The organism is Streptomyces sp. I05A-00742, assembly GCF_013055795.1.
Classification (GTDB): Bacteria; Actinomycetota; Actinomycetes; order Streptomycetales; family Streptomycetaceae; genus Streptomyces.
The window spans coordinates 183,558-203,229 of sequence record NZ_JABETO010000010.1; the positions used below are offsets into that span (position 1 = coordinate 183,558).

Sequence of the window (19,672 nt, forward strand, 5' to 3'; positions counted from 1 at the left end):
TGACAACAGTCTGTCAGTTCACTCGGCGGGGCGCCCCATGGCACCCCCGGTGGGGCCCGCTCCCCGGTCGTTAGGCTCGGGGACCGGCAGACCCGCCCACCACCACGAACGCAGGAGAACCATGAGCGAGCGACTCCAGCCCGGCGACACCGCGCCCGCCTTCACCCTCCCCGACGCCGACGGCCGGCCCGTCTCCCTCGCCGACCACAAGGGCCGCAAGGTCATCGTCTACTTCTACCCGGCCGCCCTCACCCCCGGCTGCACCAAGCAGGCGTGCGACTTCACCGACAACCTCGAATTCCTCGCCGGGCACGGCTACGAGGTCATCGGCGTCTCCCCGGACAAGCCGGAGAAGCTCGCGAAGTTCCGCGAGCAGGAGGAGCTGAAGGTCACCCTCGTCGGCGACCCCGAGAAGAAGGTCCTGGAGGCGTACGGCGCCTTCGGCGAGAAGAAGCTCTACGGCAAGACGGTGACCGGCGTCATCCGCTCCACCGTCGTCGTCGACGAGGACGGCAAGGTCGAGCGCGCCCTCTACAACGTCAAGGCCACCGGCCATGTCGCGAAGATCATCAAGGACCTGGGGCTCTGACGGACCCCTCGCCCCGCACCACGAGGCGGTCCTCCAGTACGTCCTCGGCCTCCGGCAGGTCGAGGACGGCCTGCGCCCCGCCGCCCTCCGCCGAGCCGAACTCCAGCCGGGCGCCCAGCACCGCCGCCTGGCCCACCGCGATCGTCAGCCCGAGCCCGTGGCCCGTGCCCCGCTCCGGCGCCGCCGTGCGGAACCGCCGCGGCCCCTGGCTCACCAGCTCCGGCGGATAGCCGCTGCCGTGGTCCCGGACCACGATCCGGGTGCCCTCCACCCGCACCTCGATCGGCGGCTTCCCGTGCTTCGCGGCATTGGCCAGGATGTTCACCAGGATCCGCTCCACCCGGCGCGCGTCCGTCGCCACGATCCGGCCGTCGCCGGCCACCTCGACCGCCACGTCGTCCACCCCGCGCTGCCCGCGCGCCCGCTTCACGACGCCCCGGACCAGCGACGGCAGCTCCACCGCGTCCAGCTGGGCGCTCTCCACCCCGGCGTCCAGCCGTGACACCTCCAGCAGGTCCTCCACCAGGGCCCGCAGCGTCTGCGCCCGCTCCTGCACCATCTCCACGGCGCGCGGGTGCGGCAGCAGTTCCGCCGAGGCCACCAGGCCCGCCACCGGCGTCCGCAGCTCGTGCGCCACGTCCGCCGTGAACTCCCGTTCCGCCTCCACCCGGGCCGCCAGCGCCGTCGCCATCGCCCGTACCGAACGCTCCAGTTCGGCCACCTCGTCACCGCCGGACGGCCCGGAGCCGCCCGCGGCGGGCGCCTCGCCCGCCGCTATCCGGCGCGCCTCGGCCGCGCTCAGCCGCAGGCGCCGCGACAGGCTCTGCGCCACGAACCACCCCACGACGGCCATCAGCACCACGGTCACCGCGCCCGCCACCAACAGCGCCCAGTCCAGCGCCCGCTGGAACGGGTCCCGCCTGGGGTACGACGCCGACACCGACAGCACCTTGCCGGCGCCGACCCCGGTCGCCGCCCACACCCGGGGGTCCTCCCCGCCGCTGATGTACGTCCCCGAGCGCCCGCTCGCCACGGCCTTGGCCAGCGGCGCCGGCAGCCCGGCGTCGTCCAGCTGCGCGTTCAGCGTCACCTGCCCGTCCCGCTGGTACAGCTGGAGGGCGGAGCTCAGCAGCTCGTCCTGCTGCGTCCGCGCCTGCCGGTCCCGCTCCAGGCCCGAGATGTGGTGCACGGCCACCCCGAGCAGGACGACCGCCAACGCGGTGACGGAGGAGATCGCCAGCGCGATCCGGCCACGGATGCCCATCACGCGATCGAGTACGTTTCCGTGGTCTTCCCGGCCGGGGTGAGACCGGTGTAGATGACGTCGACCGACGTGAACGCCAGCATCCCGTCGACCTTGCGCGGCCGCGACAGGACCAGCCGCGCCGGGAACGAGGTGCGCGCCGACCCGTTCGCCCCGCTCGACACCTGCACCACTCCCTGCCCCTCGGCCGTGTCCCCCCGGTACTCGTCCCACTCGATGTCGCTGGCCACCGCACCGCCGTTGGCGCAGCTCAGCGTGATGATCTTCGGCTCCAGCAGCAGCTCGCCGTACCCGCAGTCCCGTACGCCGGGCAGCTCGGACGTCCGCTTCGGCGACACCACGGCCGGGGCGGTCGTCCGGTCCTGCTGCGCCTTCTGCGCCTCCGCCGTCCTCGGCGCCTCGGACACGGCGCTCGCCCGGTCCGCCCCCCGTCCCAGCCACACGCCCCCGAGCGTCAGCAGCGCCACCCCGGCGAGGAAGGCCACCAGGGTGCGCACGCTGACCCGCCGACGGGGCACGGCACGGTCGGTCATCGGACTCTCTTCCTCGGTCGGACCTCGACGGCGGTCGGTCGAGGGCGGTCGGTCGGTCGAAGGCGGTCGGTCTTCGCACGGGCGGCGGCGCGGGTGCGCCTGGCTCTCCCCCGGTGTGAGGGACGGGGAAATCGGAGGTCGCGTTCCCTCCGGCGGACGCCCGGTTCGTGACGGAGCGCCGGAAGTGACGCGCCGCACAGCGGCTCGGCCACGGGTGTGCCGCTGTCGCACAGAGGGCCGACGAAGAGGGCGTGGGCCGGGCTGTCGCACCGTCACCCGGGACCGGTGCCGGGGCCCGCGGCGGGCCGGCGGCGGGCCGGCGGCCGGTGCGGGACGGCCGGACTCCCCTCTCCCCCGCGCCGCTTCGCCCAGTACAGTAGGCGCGGTACGCGCGTCCGTACGCCAAGGGCTGAGCGGCGATCTTTAGGTGGTCGTGTTTGTCGGTTCGAATCCGACCGGGCGCACCGGAAACGACGGCCCGGCTCGCAGCATCCGCGAGCCGGGCCGTCGTCGTACGTCCCCCTGGTTCAGCCCAGCAGCTCCCGCACCACGGGCACCAGGGCGCGGAACGCCTGGCCGCGGTGGCTGATCGCGTTCTTCTCGTCGGCGGACAGTTCGGCGCAGGTCCTGGCCTCGCCGTCCGGCTGGAGGATGGGGTCGTAGCCGAAGCCGCCGGTGCCGGCGGGCTCGTGGCGGAGGGTGCCGCGGAGCCGGCCCTCGACCACCCGCTCGGTGCCGTCCGGGAGGGCCAGGGCGGCAGCGCAGGCGAAGTGGGCCGCGCGGTGGGGCTCGGCGATGTCGGAGAGCTGGGCGAGGAGGAGGTCGAGGTTGGCCTTGTCGTCGCCGTGGCGGCCCGCCCAGCGGGCCGAGAAGATGCCGGGGGCGCCGCCGAGGACGTCCACGCAGAGGCCGGAGTCGTCGGCCACGGCGGGCAGGCCGGTGGCGCGGGCCAGGGCGTGCGCCTTGAGGAGGGCGTTCTCGGCGAAGGTGACGCCGGTCTCCTTGACGTCGGGGATCTCCGGGTAGGCGTCGGCCCCGACGAGTTCGACGTCGAGGCCGGCTCCGGTGAGGATCGAGCGCAGCTCGGTGACCTTGTGGGCGTTGCGGGTGGCGAGGATCAGGCGCTTCATGAGGCCCGATTATTCACGCCGCCTCTTCCGCCCTCCGCCCCGGTTCGCTCAGCTCTTCGCGCAGGCCGTGGTCAGGGAGCCCACCGCCTTGGTGAGGGAGCCGACGTCGGGGCGTTCCCCGTCGCCGACGCTGTCCTGGATGTCGTCGACGGAGGCGGTGATCTCGCCGATGGCGTCCTTGAGGTCCGAGTCGCCCGGGGAGTCGTCGTCGGTCCGCTTGGTGAGCTTGCCGAGGTCCCGGTTGATGTTGTCGATGAACTCCTGGGCGCTCTGCGGGTCCTTGGAGTCGTCGTCGATGTTGCGCCGCAGATCCTCGACGTCCTTGGTGAGGTTCTTCGCGAGGGCGGCGCAGTCCGCGGCCGCCCGGGCCTTGGAGCAGGCGCCGAGGGCGGGTACGACGAGTGCCGCCGCGGCGAGGGCCGCGACGGCGGTGGCGCGGCGCGGGCGGTGGTGGCGCGAGGCCATGGGACGGTTCCCCTCCGGTGGGCGTGGTGCCCGGTGGTCACAGGGGTACGGACCCCTCGCCGTACCCCCCTGAATGGTAGCTACATCGTCCCTTCGAGCGCTGCTCGCTGGGCGGCGTCGAGGTCGGCGCAGCCCTTGACCGCGAGATCGAGGAGGGCGTCGAGTTCGGCGCGGGCGAAGGGCTGGGCCTCGGCGGTGCCCTGCACCTCGACGAAGCGGCCGTCGCCGGTGCAGACGACGTTCATGTCGGTCTCGGCGCGGACGTCCTCCTCGTAGCAGAGGTCGAGGAGGGGGACACCGTCGACGATGCCGACGCTCACGGCGGAGACGGTGCCGGTGAGGGGGTGGCGGCCGTGCTTGACGAGCTTCTTGCGCTGCGCCCAGGCGACGGCGTCGGCGAGGGCGACGTAGGCGCCGGTGATGGCGGCGGTGCGGGTGCCGCCGTCGGCCTGGAGGACGTCGCAGTCGAGGACGACGGTGTTCTCGCCGAGGGCCTTGTAGTCGATGACGGCGCGCAGGGAGCGGCCGATGAGGCGGGAGATCTCGTGGGTGCGGCCGCCGATCTTGCCGCGGACGGACTCGCGGTCGCCGCGGGTGTTGGTGGCGCGGGGCAGCATCGCGTACTCGGCGGTGACCCAGCCCTCGCCGCTGCCCTTGCGCCAGCGGGGAACGCCCTCGGTGACGCTGGCGGTGCAGAGGACCTTGGTGTCGCCGAAGGAGACGAGGACGGAGCCCTCTGCGTGCTTGCTCCAGCCGCGCTGGATGGTCACGGGGCGGAGCTGGTCGGGCGTGCGGCCGTCGATGCGAGACATGGTGATGAGCCTATCGGGATCACGAAGGGCCCTGTTCCGGTTCGCGCGCGGTCGCCGCGCCACTGACCGGAACAGGGCCCTTCGTGGGAGCTCAGCGGCTCACTTCACGCTTCTCACATCATGTCTTCGATCTCGGCGGCGATCGGGTCCGCGTCGGTGCCGATGACGACCTGGATGGCGTTGCCCATCTTCACGACGCCGTGCGCGCCGGCGGCCTTGAGTGCGGCCTCGTCGACCAGCGCCGGGTCGTTCACCTCGGTGCGGAGCCGGGTGATGCAGCCCTCGATCTCCTCGATGTTGTCGAGCCCGCCGAGACCGGCGACGATCTTCTCTGCCTTGCTGGCCATGTGCACTCCTGTTGTCTCGGCCCTCGGCTGTCCCGCCGACCGGCTTTCCCACGGTAACCCACGTTCAGACCAATTACGTGGGCGTATGTCCGTCATCTGGCGAATGATGGCGGCCACCGGGCGCCGCCTTCCGGATGCCCGGAATCGCACCCCTAAGTGGTCTACACCAGTATGCCAGCCGGGAGGACGCAGATGAGTGCGGAGGCCACCTCACCGCCCCGGCGGAAGCCGTGGCACGGCTTCCTCCAGGGCCTGCAGAAGATGGGGCGCAGCCTCCAGCTGCCGATCGCGGTGCTCCCGGCCGCCGGCATCCTCAACCGGCTGGGACAGCCGGACGTCTTCGGCGCGGACGGCCTGGGCTGGACCGACGTCGCCAAGGTCTTCGCGGGGGCGGGCGGCGCGCTGCTCGACTCGGCCCTCGGGCTGCCGCTGCTGTTCTGCGTGGGCGTGGCCATCGGCATGGCCAAGAAGGCGGACGGCTCAACGGCGCTCGCCGCGGTCGTGGCCTTCCTCGTCTACTTCTCCGTGCTGCACCAGTTCCCCGAGGACTGCCCGCAGACGGCGAAGTTCTCCGGGGCGGGGCTGTGGAGCGGGGTCTGTGTCTCGGGCTCCGGCGCCACGGCGCTCGCCTCCTTCCAGAACCCCGGGGTCTTCGGCGGCATCGTGATCGGCCTGCTGAGCGCCTGGTTCTGGGTCCGCTTCCACCGGGTGCGGCTGGTGGACTGGCTCGGCTTCTTCAACGGCCGCCGGCTCGTCCCGATCATGATGTCCTTCGTCGCGCTCCTCTTCGCCGTGGTCTGCCTGTGGGTCTGGCCGCCGGTCGGCCGCGCCCTCACGGACTTCAGCCAGTGGCTCTCCGACCTCGGCGAGACCGGCGCGGGCGTCTTCGGGGTGGCCAACCGGGCGCTGCTGGTCGTCGGGCTGCACCAGTTCCTGAACACCTTCATGTGGTTCCAGTTCGGCGACTTCACCAAGCCGGACGGGACCGTCGTGCACGGCGACATCAACCGCTTCCTCGCCGGCGACCCCTCCGCCGGCCAGTTCACCACCGGCTTCTTCCCCATCATGATGTTCGCCCTCCCGGCGGCCGCCCTGGCCATCACCCACACCGCCCGCCCCGAGAACCGGAAAATGGTCGGCGGCATGATGCTCTCGGTGGCCCTGACCTCCTTCGTCACCGGCGTGACGGAGCCGATCGAGTACTCGTTCCTCTTCATCGCCCCCGCCCTCTACGCGCTCCACGCCGTGCTCACCGGTGTATCGATGGCCGTGTCCTGGGCCTTCGGCGTCCACGACGGCTTCAGCTTCTCGGCCGGCCTCATCGACTACGTCATCAACTGGGGGCTGGCGACCCGGCCGTGGCTGATCATCCCGATCGGGCTCGGGTTCGCCGTCGTCTACTACGTGGTGTTCCGCTTCGCGATCACGCGGTTCGACCTGCCGACGCCGGGGCGGGAGCCGCCGGAGGTGTCGCGGGAGATGGAGCGCGAGAAGGTGGAGTAGGGCGGGGCGGCTCCGGGGCCGGAGCCGGAGCCACCGGGGGCTTTGTCACACAACGCCCCATCAGTCTTATGTGTCTCATCCCACCGCCCTCGGTAGATTCCTTTACGCCCACTTCACGTGCTACAACAGGTCTAAACCACTAGTGGTGTAGACCAAATCGCGGGCCGTCCCCCTTTCCCTTGAGCGCCCGCCTCACCTGGAGGAATCCGATGAGTACGGCAGCCAAGGCGGCAAAGGCGGCGCCTGAAAAGGCGGCACCGGAAAAGGAGCGGAAGAAGCGCGGCGCCGGTGCCATGGCAATAGCGCAGCGCATCGGCCGCAGCCTCATGCTGCCGGTCGCGGTCCTGCCCGCCGCCGCGCTGCTCGTCCGGCTCGGCAACAAGGACATGCTCGGCCGTGACTCGTTCCCCGAGTTCATCACCAAAATCGCCGGCTATATGGCGGCGGGCGGCAACGCGCTGCTCGGCAATATGGCGCTGCTCTTCGCCGTCGGTGTGGCCATCGGCTTCGCGAAGAAGTCCGACGGCTCCACCGCCCTGGCCGCCGTGACGGGTTACCTCGTCTTCAAGGAGGTGCTCGCCACCTTCACCGACAAGAACCTGCCGAAGGTCGCCGCGGTCGTCGATGGCAAGATCGTCATGAATGAGGCCCCGGTCAACGCCGGTGTCCTCGGCGGTGTGGTCATGGGCCTGGTCGTGGCGCTCATCTACCAGCGTTACAGCCGCAAGAAGCTCCCCGACTGGCTGGGCTTCTTCGGCGGCCGCCGCCTGGTCCCGATCCTCTCGGCCTTCGCAGGTCTCCTCATCGGCATCCTCTTCGGCTTCATCTGGCCGGTGCTGGGCACGGGGCTGCACAACTTCGGCGAGTGGCTCGTCGGCTCCGGCGCCGTAGGTGCGGGCATCTTCGGTGTCGCCAACCGCTCGCTGATCCCGGTCGGCATGCACCACCTGCTCAACTCCTTCCCGTGGTTGCAGGCCGGTGACTACCACGGCAAGCACGGCGACATCGCCCGCTTCCTTGAGGGCGACCCGGCGGCCGGCCAGTTCATGACCGGCTTCTTCCCGATCATGATGTTCGCGCTGCCTGCCGCCTGCCTGGCGATCGTGCACTGCGCCCGCCCCGAGAACCGCAAGGTCGTCGGCGGCATGATGGGCTCCCTCGCGCTCACCGCGTTCGTCACCGGTGTCACCGAGCCCATCGAGTTCACCTTCATGTTCGTCGCCCCGGTGCTGTACGCGATCCACGCGGTGCTCACCGGAGTCTCGCTGGCCCTGACGTGGGCACTCGGTATGAAGGACGGCTTCGGCTTCTCCGCCGGTGCGTTGGACTTCGTGCTCAACTGGGGGATCGCGAGCAAGCCGTGGGCGCTGATCCTCGTGGGTCTGTGCTTCGCGGCGGTCTACTACTTCGTGTTCCGCTTCGCGATCACCAAGTTCAACTTGATGACGCCGGGGCGCGAGGTGGATCCGGAGTTCGCGGAGTCCGCGAAGGTGGAGGTGAAGGCGGAGGCGAAGGCCGAGGTCAAGGCCGATGCGAAGCCGGCTGCGAAGGCGCCTGCGCAGGGGAAGCGGAAGCCTGCGGCCAAGGCGAAGCGCTGATCTTCGCGGAGTGGTGGTGAGCCCCCGGGACCTGGCGGTCCCGGGGGTTTTGCTTTGCCCCGGTCCCGCCCTTTCACCGTTTCCTGCAGGGGCTGCGCCCCCACACCCCCCGAGCGCGCCTGCGGCGCGCGTCCTCAAACGCCGGACGGGCTGAAGTCAGCCCGTTGGGGGTGCCCCCTCTGGGGGAGTTTGAGGACGTGCGCCGCAGGCGCGCTCGGGGGGCGGGACCGGGGCACCTACACCTCGTACACCGCCCCCGCACGGGCCAGCTCCGCAGGCCCCTCGTACACCGACCGCGCATCGCGCAGATTCCGCAGAGGATCCGTCCAGGGCGGAATATGGGTGAGGACGAGGCGCCCGGCACGGGAGTCCGCGGCGAGGTGGCCGGCTTCGAGGCCGTTGAGGTGGAGGTCGGGGATGTCCTCCTTGCCGTGGGTGAAGGAGGCTTCGCAGAGGAGGAGGTCGGCGTCCTTGGAGAGGGCGTTGAGGGCCTCGCAGGGACCGGTGTCGCCGGAGTAGACGAGGGCGGAGCCACCGTGTTCCACCCGGAAGGCGAACGCCTCGACGGGATGGTTGACGCGGTCGGTGAAGACGGTGAAGGGGCCCAGGGCGAAGCTGCCGGGCTCCAGGGTGCGGAAGTCGAAGACCTCGCTCATGCAGGAGGCGTGCGGCACGTCCCCGTAGGCGGTGAGGAGCCGCTGCTCGGTGCCGAGGGGGCCGAGGACGGGGATGGCGCCGGCCCGGCCGCCCTCGTGCCGGTAGTAGCGGGCGACGAAGTAGCCGCACATGTCGATGCAGTGGTCGGGGTGGAGGTGGGACAGGAGCACGGCGTCGAGGTCGTAGAGGCCGATGTGGCGCTGGAGCTCGCCCAGGGCGCCGTTGCCCATGTCGAGGAGCAGCCGGTAGCCGTCGGCCTCCACGAGGTAGCTCGAACAGGCGGATTCCGTGGACGGGAACGAGCCCGCGCATCCGACGACGGTGAGCTTCATGCGGGCCTGAACCTCCGTGGGCCGGTGACGGGGGGCCGGGGGACCGTGCGGTGCGTCCGAGGGTAAGGCGGGAACGGAGCGCCCGCTCCATCGCGGGGTGGGTGTGTGGCTGGAATCACCAGGACGGACGCCGCGCGCGAAACCCCGCCCGCGCCCCCAGGGGCACGGACGGGGTCCGGAGGTACATGGCGGCGGACGGCCGCGGACGGCTAGAGCGGCCGGTGCTTCTCGGCCCGGTCGAGGGTGTCCATGAAGCGCCGGAAGCGCTCGGCGGACTCCTCGCTGCCGGCCGTCACCGTGAACTCGTCGGGCGAGATGAAGGACGCCAGCCGTTCCCGCGTCTCAGGGGCGAGCGCATCCCACGCAGCCCGATCCAGCCGTGACTGCGCCGCAGCTTCCGCACTGCCAGTTTCCATTGTTGAGTTGCCTCATGTCCGAAGATCCGCATGCGGGACAGTTCATGTGCGTCTCCTACGGGATGATGTCAGCCGGTCGCCAACATCGGTAGGGGCAGTCTCTCCGGCCGTCCCGCCGCGGTCCCGGGCGGGGCCTCAGGCCCAGAGCTGTCCTTGCAGCGCCGCCACCGCGGCCTCGGTGGTGGGCGCGGTGTAGACGCCGGTGGACAGGTACTTCCAGCCGCCGTCGGCCACGACGAAGACGATGTCGGCCTGTTCCCCGGCCCGTTGGGCCTTGCGGGCGGTGCCGAGCGCGGCGTGCAGGACGGCGCCGGTGGAGATGCCCGCGAAGATGCCCTCCTCGGCGAGGAGTTCACGGGTGCGGCGCACGGCGTCCTCGGAGCCGACGGAGTAGCGGGTGGTGAGGACCGTCTCGTCGTAGAGCTCGGGGACGAAGCCCTCGTCCAGGTTGCGCAGCCCGTAGACCAGGTCGTCGTAGCGCGGTTCGGCGGCGACGATCCGTACCCCGGGGACGTGTTCGCGCAGGTAGCGGCCGACGCCCATCAGGGTCCCGGTGGTGCCGAGCCCGGCCACGAAGTGGGTGATCCCCGGGAGGTCGGCGAGGATCTCCGGGCCGGTCGTGGCGTAGTGGGCGCCGGCGTTGTCGGGGTTCCCGTACTGGTAGAGCATCACCCAGTCGGGGTGCTCGGCGGCGAGCTCCTTGGCGACGCGCACGGCCGTGTTCGAACCCCCGGCCGCGGGCGAGGAGATGATCTCGGCGCCCCACATGGCCAGCAGCTGACGCCGTTCCTCACTGGTGTTCTCCGGCATGACGCAGACGATGCGATAGCCCTTGAGGCGGGCGGCCATGGCCAGCGAGATGCCCGTGTTGCCGGACGTGGGCTCCAGGATGGTGCTGCCAGGGGTCAGCCGGCCGGCCTTCTCCGCCTGTTCGATCATGTGCAGGGCGGGGCGGTCCTTGACGGACCCGGTGGGGTTGCGGTCCTCCAGCTTGGCCCAGACCCGGACGTCCCCGGAGGGGGACAGCCGGGGCAGCCGGACGAGCGGGGTGTTGCCGACCGCCGCCAGCGGGCTGTCGTAGCGCATGCCTAGACAGCCCGCCCGTCGCCCGCCACCACCCCGAGAGGACGGGGCTTCGCCCCGGCAGCACCTCCCGCGACCGCCGGGAGAATGGTGACGCTGTCGCCGTCGGACAGTTCGGTGGCGGTCCCGGCGAGGAAGCGGACGTCCTCGTCGTTGAGGTAGACGTTGACGAACCGGCGCAGCTCGCCCCCGGCCGCGTCGTCGACCACCCGCTCACGGATGCCCGGGTACCGGGTGTCCAGGTCCTTGAAGAGCTCTTCGATCGTGGCGCCGCTGCCCTCGACGGCCTTCTCGCCGTCGGTGTGGGTACGGAGAATGGTCGGGATGCGGACCTCGATGGCCATGGATGTGCTCCTCATCGGAGTGCGGAGAGGTTCCTGCGGGACAACCGTGGGCGCATGCTATCGATTCCCTGTACAGCTCCCCCACATTTGTCCCAGTGGACGGGACGAGCGGTCTCACCCGTCGGACCGGTCAGTACGCCTCGACGATCCGGACCTCCTCCTCGGTGATCTCGCCGTCCAGGATCCTGAACGAGCGGAACTGGAAGGGCCCGGAGCCGTCGGTGTCGGCCGTGGAGACCAGGACGTAGTGGGCGCCCGGCTCGTTGGCGTAGGAGACGTCCGTGCGGGACGGGTACGCCTCGGTGGCGGTGTGCGAGTGGTAGATGACCACCGGCTCCTCGTCGCGGTCGTCCAGCTCGCGGTAGAGCCTCAGCAGGTCGGTGGAGTCGAACTCGTAGAACGTGGGCGAGCGGGCGGCGTTGAGCATGGGCACGAATCGCTCGGGACGGTCGCTGCCGGCCGGTCCCGCGACCACGCCGCACGCCTCGTCGGGGTGGTCGGCGCGGGCGTGCGCCACGATCCGGTCGTGGAGGTCCTGGGTGATGGTCAGCATGCGGGCCAGGATAGATCCGTACGGGCGGCCGTCCGCGGGGACCGTGACGGACGCCATGCGACAGGAGCGGGGCCCGGCCGCGGACATGCGGCGGGCCCGCCGCGCACCGAGGGGGGAGGAGGGTGCGGGGCGGGCCCGGATGCCCGGCGCGGTGCCGGTTGTCAGGCGGCCTGGTCGACCTTGGCGCCGACGGCCGTCGAGTAGTCCTTGCGCTCGAACGCCTGCGGGTTGCGGGACTTGAGCACGAAGTACGACACGACCATGAGGGCGGCCCAGACGGGCGCGCAGTACAGCGAGATCCGCGCGTCCTTGTCGATGCCCATCAGCACGATCACCATGCCGATGAAGGCGAGGGCGAAGAGGCTGGTCCAGGGCGCTCCGGGCGCCTTGAACTCGGACTGCGGCAGCTCGCCCCGGTCGGCCTTGCGGCGGTAGCGGAGCTGGGCGAGGAGGATCATGATCCAGGCCCACATACCGGAGATGGTGGCGAAGGAGACGACGTACTCGAACGCCTTGCCGGGCCACTGGTAGTTGATCCACACGCCGATGAGCATGAACGCGGCGGACACCGTGGTGCCGCGCAGCGGCAGGCCGCGGGGGCTCAGGACCGCGAAGAACTTCGGGCCCTGGCCGTTGAGGGCCAGGTCGCGCAGCATACGGCCGGTGGAGTACATACCGGAGTTGCAGGAGGACAACGCCGCGGTGAGCACCACGAAGTTGACGATTCCGGCACCGGCCGGCAGGCCGATCTTGGCGAAGGCCGCGACGAAGGGGCTGACGCCCGGCTCGAAGACGGTCCAGCTGACCACCGACAGGATGATGATGAGCGCGCCCACGTAGAAGACGGCGATGCGCCACGGCACGGTGTTGATGGCCTTGGGCAGGGTCTTCTTGGGGTCGGTCGCCTCGCCCGCGGTGACGCCGACGAGCTCGACGGCGAGGAAGGCGAACATGACGATCTGGAGCGTCATCAGCGTGCCGCCGATGCCCTTGGGGAAGAATCCGCCGTCGGACCACAGCAGGGAGAACGAGGCGGTGTCACCGGCGTCGGAGAAGCCGAGGGTGATCACGCCGACACCGATCAGGATCATGCCGATGATGGCGGTGACCTTGATCATGGAGAACCAGAACTCCAGCTCGCCGAAGAGCTTCACGGAGATCAGGTTGGCCAGGTAGAGAATGGCCGTGAAGACCAGGGCGGACGCCCACTGGGGGATGTCCTTGTCCCAGTACTGGACGTACTTGGCCGCCGCTGTGACCTCGGTGATGCCGGTGACGACCCAGAAGAGCCAGTACGTCCAGCCGGTCACATAGCCCCAGAAGGGACCGAGGAACTCGCGTGCGTAGTCGGAAAAAGAGCCCGAAACCGGGCGGTACATGAGGAGCTCGCCGAGCGCCCGCATGATGAAGAAGATAACGAGGCCCGCCATCGCGTACGCGAGGATGAGACTCGGTCCGGCCTTGGATATGGCCGTGCCGGCGCCGAGGAAAAGCCCGGTGCCGATGGCGCCACCAATGGCGATCATCTGAATCTGTCGGTTGCCCAGTCCCCGCTGGTAACCCTCGGAAGCCTCACCGCTTCCGTCCCGGTCATCGGCCTCGCCGGTGACACGGTCCGCGACCTGCTCAGAGGTCATGGTGGAACGCCTTTCTCCATACCGATCCGGATGTTCCGGATCGGGTTCCGATCCCCCCGGATGGAGTCCTGCACGTGCCGACGGTCGGTCGGCCGAGCGCTCCCGCTCCCCGACATGGGTGGCGTCGGTGGAGGCAGGTCGTGAAGATTTATCACGGGTAATACGTAGATCGCCAGTTCGAATGTGCCCTACACCACAAGTGAAGCGGGACAAATCCCGTAACAGTGGGCTTTCCCAGCACCACGGTGATGCGATCGTTATGCGGACACCATTACCCGGAAAACGGACAGGGTCCATTCGGGTGATCAGGTACGGAGGGGGTGGGGGCGAGGCCGCGGGAAGGGCGGATCTAGCGCGGGCCCAGCGTCTCGACCAGCGTCTCCTGGAGGCCGCCGAGCCACAGGTAGGCCATCACCATGGGCTTGCGGGGGTCCTCGTCCGGCAACCGGAAGAGGGCGTCGCTCTCGTCCTCGTCGGCGATCTCCAGCCGGGCGCCGATGGTCAGCCGCAGATCGTTGAGGGTGCCCAGCCACTGCCGGGAGCCCTCGGGCGACAGCCGCAGCACGGCCGCGCCCTCCCCGGGCCCGTCCGACGGCGTGAGCCCGTCCAGTGAGCGGACCACGGCCATGCCGTCCGCGCGCTTGCGGGCGCGCAGGTCGGTCTCGGTGTAGCGGCGGAACTCGGCGGCGTACGCGCGGGCCTGCTCGTCCTGCTCGGCGCCGGGGGTGCCGTAGGCGTCCGGGAAGAGCCGGGCCAGGGCCGGGTCGGCGGGGGGCTCGCTCGGGCCCTCCGCGAAGAGGCGCGCCAGCGGATCCTCGTCCTCCGCGCCCGCGGGCCCGCTCTCGGGGCCGATCAGCTCAAGAAGCTGCACGGTCAGGCTGCGCAGGATGGAGATCTCGATCTCGTCGAGGGCGATCGCCGCCCCGCCGCCGGGCAGCGGCTCGAAGTGCCCGGCCATCAACGGTCCTGCGACAGGGTCGCCCAGAGGCCGTAGCCGTGCATCGCCTGCACGTCGCGCTCCATCTCCTCGCGCGAACCGCTGGAGACCGTGGCGCGGCCCTTGTGGTGGACGTCGAGCATCAGTTTGCGGGCCTTGTCCTTGGAGTAGCCGAAGTACGCCTGGAAGACGTACGTCACATAGCTCATGAGGTTCACGGGGTCGTTGTGGACGAGGGTCACCCATGGAACATCGGGTTCGGCCACGGCGAAGGGGGATTCGCCCGTCTCCGGACGTTCGATCTCGACAGGTGCCACACTCACGCCCGCTCCACACCTCGCTTCTCCGCCGGGACACGGCGGTCCACACGCACTTCCCATGCTGCCACTTCGCGGGCTCCCGCGCACAAACGGCCCCCCGAAATCGTCACTCTGACGAGTATTCGCGGTAGCATCCGTCCGGACGTCAGAACGGGAATGCGAGGTAGGGCCAAGTGAACGCTGCGGACCTGGGGCTGCCGGTGGCTGTGCCGTCGACGGCCCTCTTCACCGACCGGTACGAGCTCACGATGGTGCAGGCCGCGCTCCGGGCCGGAACCGCCGACCGGCGCTCGGTCTTCGAGGTCTTCACCCGGCGGCTGCCCGAGGGCCGCCGGTACGGCGTGGTGGCCGGCACCGGCCGGGTCCTGGACGCCGTGGAGAACTTCCGCTTCGACCCGGGCGTCCTGGAGTTCCTCGCCGACCGCGGGATCGTGGACGAACCGACCCTGGCCTGGCTCGCCGGCTACCGCTTCCGCGGCGACATCTGGGGCTACCCCGAGGGCGAGGTGTACTTCCCCGGCTCGCCGGTCATGCGCGTGGAGGGCACCTTCGCCGAGTGCGTGCTGCTGGAGACGGTGATCCTCTCGATCCTCAACCACGACTCGGCGGTGGCCGCCGCCGCCTCGCGGATGGCCGTGGCCGCGGGCGGCCGGCCGCTGATCGAGATGGGCGCCCGGCGGACCCACGAGCTGGCCGCCGTCGCCGCGGCCCGCGCGGCCTACGTGGGCGGCTTCGCCACCACCTCCGACCTCGCCGCCGGCTTCCGCTACAACATCCCGACCGTCGGCACCAGTGCGCACGCCTTCACACTGCTGCACGACAGCGAACGCGACGCGTTCCGCGCGCAGGTCGACTCGCTGGGCGGCGGGACCACGCTGCTCGTCGACACCTACGACGTGCCCACCGCGGTCCGGATGGCCGTCGAGATCGCCGGACCGGAGCTCGGCGCCGTCCGCATCGACTCCGGCGACCTGCTGCTGCTCGCCCACCGGGTGCGCCAGCAGCTGGACGACCTCGGCGCGCGCAAGACGAAGATCGTGGTCACCAGCGACCTGGACGAGTACGCCATCGCCTCGCTGGCCGCCGCGCCCGTGGACGCCTACGGGGTCGGCACCCAGCTGGTGACCGGGAGCGGCCACCCCACCTGCTCGATGGTCTACAAGCTGGTCGCCCGCGCGGACGCGGCGGATCCGGACGCCCCGCTGACGCCCGTCGCCAAGAAGTCCATGGGCGGGAAGATGTCCGTCGGCGGACGCAAGTGGGCCGCCCGGCGCGTGGACGCGGACGGCGTCGCCGAGGCCGAGGTCGTCGGCACCGGCCCGGTGCCGGAGGAGCTCGCGGACCGGCAGCTGCTCGTCGAGCTGGTCCGGGGCGGCGAGGTCGTCGCCCGCGAGCCGCTGGACGCGGCCCGGGACCGGCACATCGCCGCCCGTGCCGGGCTGCCGCTCTCCGCCACCCAGCTGTCCAAGGGGGAGCCGGTGCTGCCCACGGAGTACGCCTGACCTCCGGCCGTCGTGTCGGGTACGCCACCGACGCGACGGCCGCGTACCTCCGACCGCCCCCTGTGCCCCTCCCCCAGCCCCAGGGGACTCACTACCCTCGGTCACAGAGAGTCGAACAGAATCGCAGCGGTCGCGGCTCCGGCTGCGAACCCCGCACCGGAGCAGTCGATTCCGCACCGTCGGCCGAGGGCCCTTCCGTAAAGGATCGAGCGCCATGAACCGTGCACTGATCATCGTCGACGTGCAGAACGACTTCTGCGAGGGCGGCGCCCTCGCGGTGGCCGGCGGCGCCGACGTGGCCGCGGCGATAACCGACCTGGTGGGCGAGGCCACCGCCGGTTACGCCCATATCGTCGCCTCCCGCGACATGCACATCGACCCGGGCGACCACTTCGCCGAGCGCCCGGACTACGTCGACTCCTGGCCCGTCCACTGCGTGGCGGGCACCGAGGGCAGCGGCTTCCACCCCAACCTGGCGCCCGCCATCGCCTCGGGCGCGATCGGCGCCGTCTTCGACAAGGGCGCCTACGCGGCGGGCTACAGCGCCTTCCAGGGCGCGGACGAGAACGGGGCCGGGCTGGCGGACTGGCTGCACGCCCGCGAGGTGACCGAGGTGGACGTGGTGGGCCTCGCCACGGACCACTGCGTCCGGGCGACCGCGCTGGACGCGCGCCGGCAGGGGTTCGTCACGACCGTCCTGCTGGACCTGACGGCGGGCGTGGCGCGGGAGACCGTGGAGGCCGCCCTGGAGGAGCTGCGCGGGGCGGGCGTGGAGCTGGTGGGCAAGCCGGTCGTGGGGTGAGAGGGGGCGGTGAAAGGGGGCACGCCGCCGAGCCGCGGTTCGCGGGACCCGGCGTGAAGCGCGCGGAGCCGGATCGTCCGGCTCACGCCGCCCCGGCCTGCCGTCGCAGCAGCCGCCCTATCGGGTGCCACGACTCCGTCTCGTCCTCCGGCGCCGACCGCCACACCAGCCCCTCCGGGTGGTGCAGGGCCGCGCTCACCTCGTCCGGGGTCGGCGGCTCGCTGTTCCCCCGCAGATAGACCGCACGGAGCCCCAGATTCCGCACCCGCGTCAGCGCGCGCTGGCGGTTCCTCGCGTGCACCAGGACCCGTACCCGCGTCCCGGGCAGCGCGCCGCCCCCGGGCGGGCTGGGCAGCGACAGGGCAACGATCACACTGCCGTCCGGGAGCTTGACGAATCCGCCGCCGGCCATCCGCATCACCCTCCGTAAAGCACTCCGCGCCCGCATCGGCCCGTACCGGTGTCAATAAGAGAACGCCTCATACGCATCCAACCTCGATCGGCGTCACCTTGCCAGGCAAATCCAGGAAAACGCTGCTGACCTGCGTATTCACAAAAACCTGAGTGATCTTGCGGGCTCGGCGCCCGGCCCGGCACCGACCGGCCCACAGGCCGGGCGGGGCGGACGTGTCAGCAGTGGGGCGCCTCCGGCGGACGAGCGCGCGGGCGCGTTCGTCCCACCACCCGGACGGGCCGTCCGCTCCGTACGCCTCTCACGCCTCGGGACGGTGGGCAAGGGCGTGCTTACCGGCCGTTCCCCCAGGGCAGAGAGGACCGTAGAGTCTTGTTGTGGTACGTACCTGTCGGCTCTGCACCCCACCATCCCCCCCGAGGACGGATCCCGTCATGCCGCGTCCGACGTCAGCACAGATCGTTTACGGCTCGGCCACCGTTGTTCTCTCGACCCTCGTCATGCTGCTGCTGTCGCGGACGAGTTCGGCCGCCGGGGTCGCCGTCGTCGCCCTGGGCGCGCTGGCGCTCGGCCTGCTCGTGGCGGCGGTCGTACCCGGCCCGCGCCGGAGTCCACGGCCCGCGGCGGCGGACACCCCGGTGCGGCAGCGCGCCGGGGCACGGACCGCGGGCGCCCGCGTCGGCGAGCACTCACTGCACGGCTGAGACCACCACGGTCTTGGCCGCCTTGTCGTGGATGCACTGCTGGTAGGGCTTGTCCCAGGTGCACCACAACACATTGATCAGCCAGAAGATCGGTCCACAGCAGGGCACGATCCACGGCAGGCAGTAGACCGCGGCCCGGATCCAGCCCGGGCCGTTCTGCGGCACCGCGCCGTTCTCCAGCACCGCGACGCGGATCTGCAGCACCATCTTGCCGACCGTCTGCCCACGGGCCGTCAGCATCAGGCCCTCATAGATGAAGTAGACGATCGCGACGAGGACGCTCAGCCCGGTGTTCTTGGCGTTGTCCTCCGCCGGGTCCCAGTGGCCCCAGACGAACGCCGAGTAGATCAGGCTGACGGGGACGAAGACGATCAGGAAGTCGATGACCCGGGCGATCAGCCGTTTGAAGCGGCTCGCGAGCGGCGGCATGCCCGCCAGTGGATCGGCGGCGCCGCGCCCGTCCCCGTAGGGGTTGCCCGGACCGCCGGGCGGGGGCGGGCCCCCGGCGTCGTACGGGCCGCCGGGGCGCGGTCCGCCGCCGTACTGGCCGCCCCCGTAGGGGCCGCCGGCGGGCGGGCCGCCGCCGGGCGCTCCCCCGTACGGCGGGAGGTCGTCCGGCGGCTTCTTGCCGAACGGGTCGTTGTCCTGCGGCTGGTCCGTGCTCATGGCCCGAGTACACCCCGGCGGGCGGGCCGCCGCATCCGACCGTATGCCGTTCGAGTTGCGGCCGGTCCGTCAGCCCTTGCCCGCGGCCACGAAGGTGCGGGCCGCCTTGTCGTGCCAGCACTGCCGCCAGGGGCGGTCGAACAGGCACCACACCACGTTGAGCACGCCGACGACGGCGACGCCCAGCAGGCTGTACACGAGCCAGCGGCGCAGCGCGGCGCCGAAGGCCGCGGTGTCGTGCGACTCGATGCCCAGGACCCGTACGCCGAAGAGCTTCTTGCCCAGCGTGCGCCCCCAGGTGGCGGTCGGCAGCACCTCGTAGAGCACGCCGCCGAGCAGCAGGGCGGCGACGACGACGGCGAGATAGGTGCCGGTGGTGCCGTCGAGCAGCCAGATGGTGACGGTCTCCCCGGAGCGCTTGGCCTGGTCCACCTTCTCGTCGATGTGGCTGACGGACTTGGTCCACAGCGGCAGGGCGACGGCGGCCACCGCGCCGCCGAGGACGACCGTGTCCACCAGCCGGGCCGCGAGGCGCCGGCCGAGCCCCGCGGGCCGGCCCTCCTGCCGGGCCGCGCGCAGGAACGGGTCCTCGGCGGGCGGCGGCTTCCAGGGGGCGGGGGCCGCCGGCTCCCGGGTGGCCGGGGGCTGCTGCGCCGGTACGGACTGCTGGGCGGGGAGGGGCTGTTGGGCGGGGGGCGGCTGTTGGGCCGGGGGCGACTGCTGGGTGGACGGCTGACGGACGGGCTGGGGTTGCTGGGAGGGCAGGGGCTGTTGGGCGGGCAGGGGCTGGTGCGGCTGCTGGGGTTGATGCCGCTGCTGGGGCTGTCGAGGCGACTGGGGCTGTCCAGCCTGCTGGGGCCCCTGGGTCTGCGGCCGGTCCTGGTGGGCGGGCCGCTGCCCCGACGGCGCCCAGGCGCCGTAGGACGGCTGGGGCCCGGCCGCGTACGGCTGCGGCCGTCCGGGCTCCGGGGCCTGCCGCGGCGGCGGCTGCGCCGCGGCGGGACGGGGTGCCGGCTCCGGCTCCCGGTGCCACGCCTCGTCGGCCCGCCGCTCCGGCACGTCCGTC

Annotated in this window: 23 protein-coding genes and 1 tRNA gene; 7 read left to right on the top strand and 17 right to left on the bottom strand. The window is 71.4% G+C overall.

The window, feature by feature from the left end; genetic code table 11:
* The first annotated feature begins 121 nt into the window (after positions 1 to 121).
* A complete protein-coding gene (gene bcp, locus HN013_RS13075) occupies positions 122 to 589 on the top strand; it encodes a thioredoxin-dependent thiol peroxidase (protein ID WP_171166248.1) in 468 nt (155 codons plus the stop codon).
* On the opposite strand, the gene HN013_RS13080 is transcribed toward bcp, so the two are convergent.
* Together HN013_RS13080 and HN013_RS13085 are read right to left on the bottom strand one after the other, a co-directional pair.
* The gene (locus HN013_RS13080; protein ID WP_171166249.1) at positions 570 to 1,853 is read right to left on the bottom strand and encodes a HAMP domain-containing sensor histidine kinase; all 1,284 of its coding nucleotides are present in this window, start codon (positions 1,851 to 1,853) and stop codon (positions 570 to 572) included. The genes bcp and HN013_RS13080 overlap by 20 nt on opposite strands.
* On the bottom strand, positions 1,853 to 2,386 hold the full coding sequence (locus tag HN013_RS13085) for a hypothetical protein (RefSeq protein ID WP_171166250.1): 534 nt from the start codon (positions 2,384 to 2,386) through the stop codon (positions 1,853 to 1,855). Before HN013_RS13085 ends, HN013_RS13080 begins: the two co-directional genes overlap by 1 nt.
* A gap of 391 nt (positions 2,387 to 2,777) precedes the next feature.
* On the opposite strand from HN013_RS13085, the gene HN013_RS13090 reads away from it, so the two are divergent.
* A tRNA-Leu gene (locus HN013_RS13090) sits at positions 2,778 to 2,850 on the top strand.
* Positions 2,851 to 2,913: 63 nt separating this feature from the next.
* On the opposite strand, the gene rdgB is transcribed toward HN013_RS13090, so the two are convergent.
* From rdgB to HN013_RS13110, 4 genes are all read right to left on the bottom strand, one after another.
* On the bottom strand, positions 2,914 to 3,516 hold the full coding sequence (gene rdgB / locus HN013_RS13095; RefSeq protein WP_171166251.1) for an RdgB/HAM1 family non-canonical purine NTP pyrophosphatase: 603 nt from the start codon (positions 3,514 to 3,516) through the stop codon (positions 2,914 to 2,916).
* A gap of 48 nt (positions 3,517 to 3,564) precedes the next feature.
* Complete coding sequence (locus HN013_RS13100) at positions 3,565 to 3,981, bottom strand: hypothetical protein (protein WP_171166252.1); 417 nt, start codon at positions 3,979 to 3,981, stop codon at positions 3,565 to 3,567.
* An 80-nt stretch (positions 3,982 to 4,061) separates the two neighbouring features.
* Positions 4,062 to 4,793 (bottom strand): ribonuclease PH, encoded by a 732-nt coding sequence (gene rph / locus HN013_RS13105; protein ID WP_171166253.1) that lies wholly within the window; start codon positions 4,791 to 4,793, stop codon positions 4,062 to 4,064.
* A gap of 113 nt (positions 4,794 to 4,906) precedes the next feature.
* Positions 4,907 to 5,236 (bottom strand): glucose PTS transporter subunit EIIB, encoded by a 330-nt coding sequence (locus HN013_RS13110; protein ID WP_171166296.1) that lies wholly within the window; start codon positions 5,234 to 5,236, stop codon positions 4,907 to 4,909.
* 96 nt (positions 5,237 to 5,332) lie between these two features.
* On the opposite strand from HN013_RS13110, the gene HN013_RS13115 reads away from it, so the two are divergent.
* On the top strand, positions 5,333 to 6,643 hold the full coding sequence (locus HN013_RS13115; protein ID WP_171166254.1) for a PTS transporter subunit EIIC: 1,311 nt from the start codon (positions 5,333 to 5,335) through the stop codon (positions 6,641 to 6,643).
* A gap of 209 nt (positions 6,644 to 6,852) precedes the next feature.
* Entirely contained in the window at positions 6,853 to 8,241 is a 1,389-nt protein-coding gene (locus HN013_RS13120; RefSeq protein WP_171166255.1) for a PTS transporter subunit EIIC, read from the top strand.
* Positions 8,242 to 8,477: 236 nt separating this feature from the next.
* Here the strand turns inward: HN013_RS13120 and HN013_RS13125 are convergent, their stop codons facing one another.
* From HN013_RS13125 to clpS, 8 genes are all read right to left on the bottom strand, one after another.
* Complete coding sequence (locus HN013_RS13125; protein ID WP_171166256.1) at positions 8,478 to 9,230, bottom strand: MBL fold metallo-hydrolase; 753 nt, start codon at positions 9,228 to 9,230, stop codon at positions 8,478 to 8,480.
* 342 nt (positions 9,231 to 9,572) lie between these two features.
* The gene (locus tag HN013_RS34125; RefSeq protein ID WP_398979472.1) at positions 9,573 to 9,692 is read right to left on the bottom strand and encodes a hypothetical protein; all 120 of its coding nucleotides are present in this window, start codon (positions 9,690 to 9,692) and stop codon (positions 9,573 to 9,575) included.
* Positions 9,693 to 9,781: 89 nt separating this feature from the next.
* Positions 9,782 to 10,732 (bottom strand): PLP-dependent cysteine synthase family protein, encoded by a 951-nt coding sequence (locus tag HN013_RS13135; protein WP_171166258.1) that lies wholly within the window; start codon positions 10,730 to 10,732, stop codon positions 9,782 to 9,784.
* 2 nt (positions 10,733 to 10,734) lie between these two features.
* A complete protein-coding gene (locus tag HN013_RS13140; RefSeq protein WP_171166259.1) occupies positions 10,735 to 11,073 on the bottom strand; it encodes a MoaD/ThiS family protein in 339 nt (112 codons plus the stop codon).
* Positions 11,074 to 11,203: 130 nt separating this feature from the next.
* Complete coding sequence (locus HN013_RS13145; RefSeq protein ID WP_171166260.1) at positions 11,204 to 11,626, bottom strand: Mov34/MPN/PAD-1 family protein; 423 nt, start codon at positions 11,624 to 11,626, stop codon at positions 11,204 to 11,206.
* A 161-nt stretch (positions 11,627 to 11,787) separates the two neighbouring features.
* Entirely contained in the window at positions 11,788 to 13,263 is a 1,476-nt protein-coding gene (locus tag HN013_RS13150) for an amino acid permease (RefSeq protein ID WP_171166261.1), read from the bottom strand.
* Between the two features lie 349 nt (positions 13,264 to 13,612).
* Complete coding sequence (locus HN013_RS13155) at positions 13,613 to 14,221, bottom strand: DUF2017 domain-containing protein (RefSeq protein WP_171166262.1); 609 nt, start codon at positions 14,219 to 14,221, stop codon at positions 13,613 to 13,615.
* On the bottom strand, positions 14,221 to 14,523 hold the full coding sequence (gene clpS, locus HN013_RS13160; protein WP_004951066.1) for an ATP-dependent Clp protease adapter ClpS: 303 nt from the start codon (positions 14,521 to 14,523) through the stop codon (positions 14,221 to 14,223). The genes HN013_RS13155 and clpS overlap by 1 nt, the downstream gene beginning before the upstream one ends.
* 170 nt (positions 14,524 to 14,693) lie before the next feature.
* Here clpS and HN013_RS13165 point away from each other — a divergent pair, with 170 nt between their 5' ends.
* Positions 14,694 to 16,022 carry a nicotinate phosphoribosyltransferase gene (locus tag HN013_RS13165; protein ID WP_171166263.1) on the top strand — a complete coding sequence of 443 codons (1,329 nt, stop codon included), beginning with the start codon at positions 14,694 to 14,696 and terminating at the stop codon, positions 16,020 to 16,022.
* 214 nt (positions 16,023 to 16,236) lie between these two features.
* The gene (locus HN013_RS13170; RefSeq protein ID WP_171166264.1) at positions 16,237 to 16,824 is read left to right on the top strand and encodes an isochorismatase family protein; all 588 of its coding nucleotides are present in this window, start codon (positions 16,237 to 16,239) and stop codon (positions 16,822 to 16,824) included.
* Between the two features lie 82 nt (positions 16,825 to 16,906).
* Here the strand turns inward: HN013_RS13170 and HN013_RS13175 are convergent, their stop codons facing one another.
* On the bottom strand, positions 16,907 to 17,236 hold the full coding sequence (locus HN013_RS13175; RefSeq protein WP_171166265.1) for a hypothetical protein: 330 nt from the start codon (positions 17,234 to 17,236) through the stop codon (positions 16,907 to 16,909).
* Positions 17,237 to 17,670: 434 nt separating this feature from the next.
* Here HN013_RS13175 and HN013_RS13180 point away from each other — a divergent pair, with 434 nt between their 5' ends.
* Positions 17,671 to 17,940: a hypothetical protein gene (locus HN013_RS13180; RefSeq protein WP_171166266.1), complete on the top strand. Its 270-nt coding sequence runs from the start codon at positions 17,671 to 17,673 to the stop codon at positions 17,938 to 17,940.
* Here HN013_RS13180 and HN013_RS13185 read toward each other — a convergent pair.
* Together HN013_RS13185 and HN013_RS13190 are read right to left on the bottom strand one after the other, a co-directional pair.
* On the bottom strand, positions 17,926 to 18,606 hold the full coding sequence (locus HN013_RS13185) for an RDD family protein (RefSeq protein ID WP_171166267.1): 681 nt from the start codon (positions 18,604 to 18,606) through the stop codon (positions 17,926 to 17,928). The two genes, HN013_RS13180 and HN013_RS13185, sit on opposite strands and share 15 nt — an antisense overlap.
* 69 nt (positions 18,607 to 18,675) lie before the next feature.
* On the bottom strand, positions 18,676 to 19,672 hold a 997-nt coding region (locus HN013_RS13190; protein ID WP_171166268.1), incomplete at its 5' end, for an RDD family protein.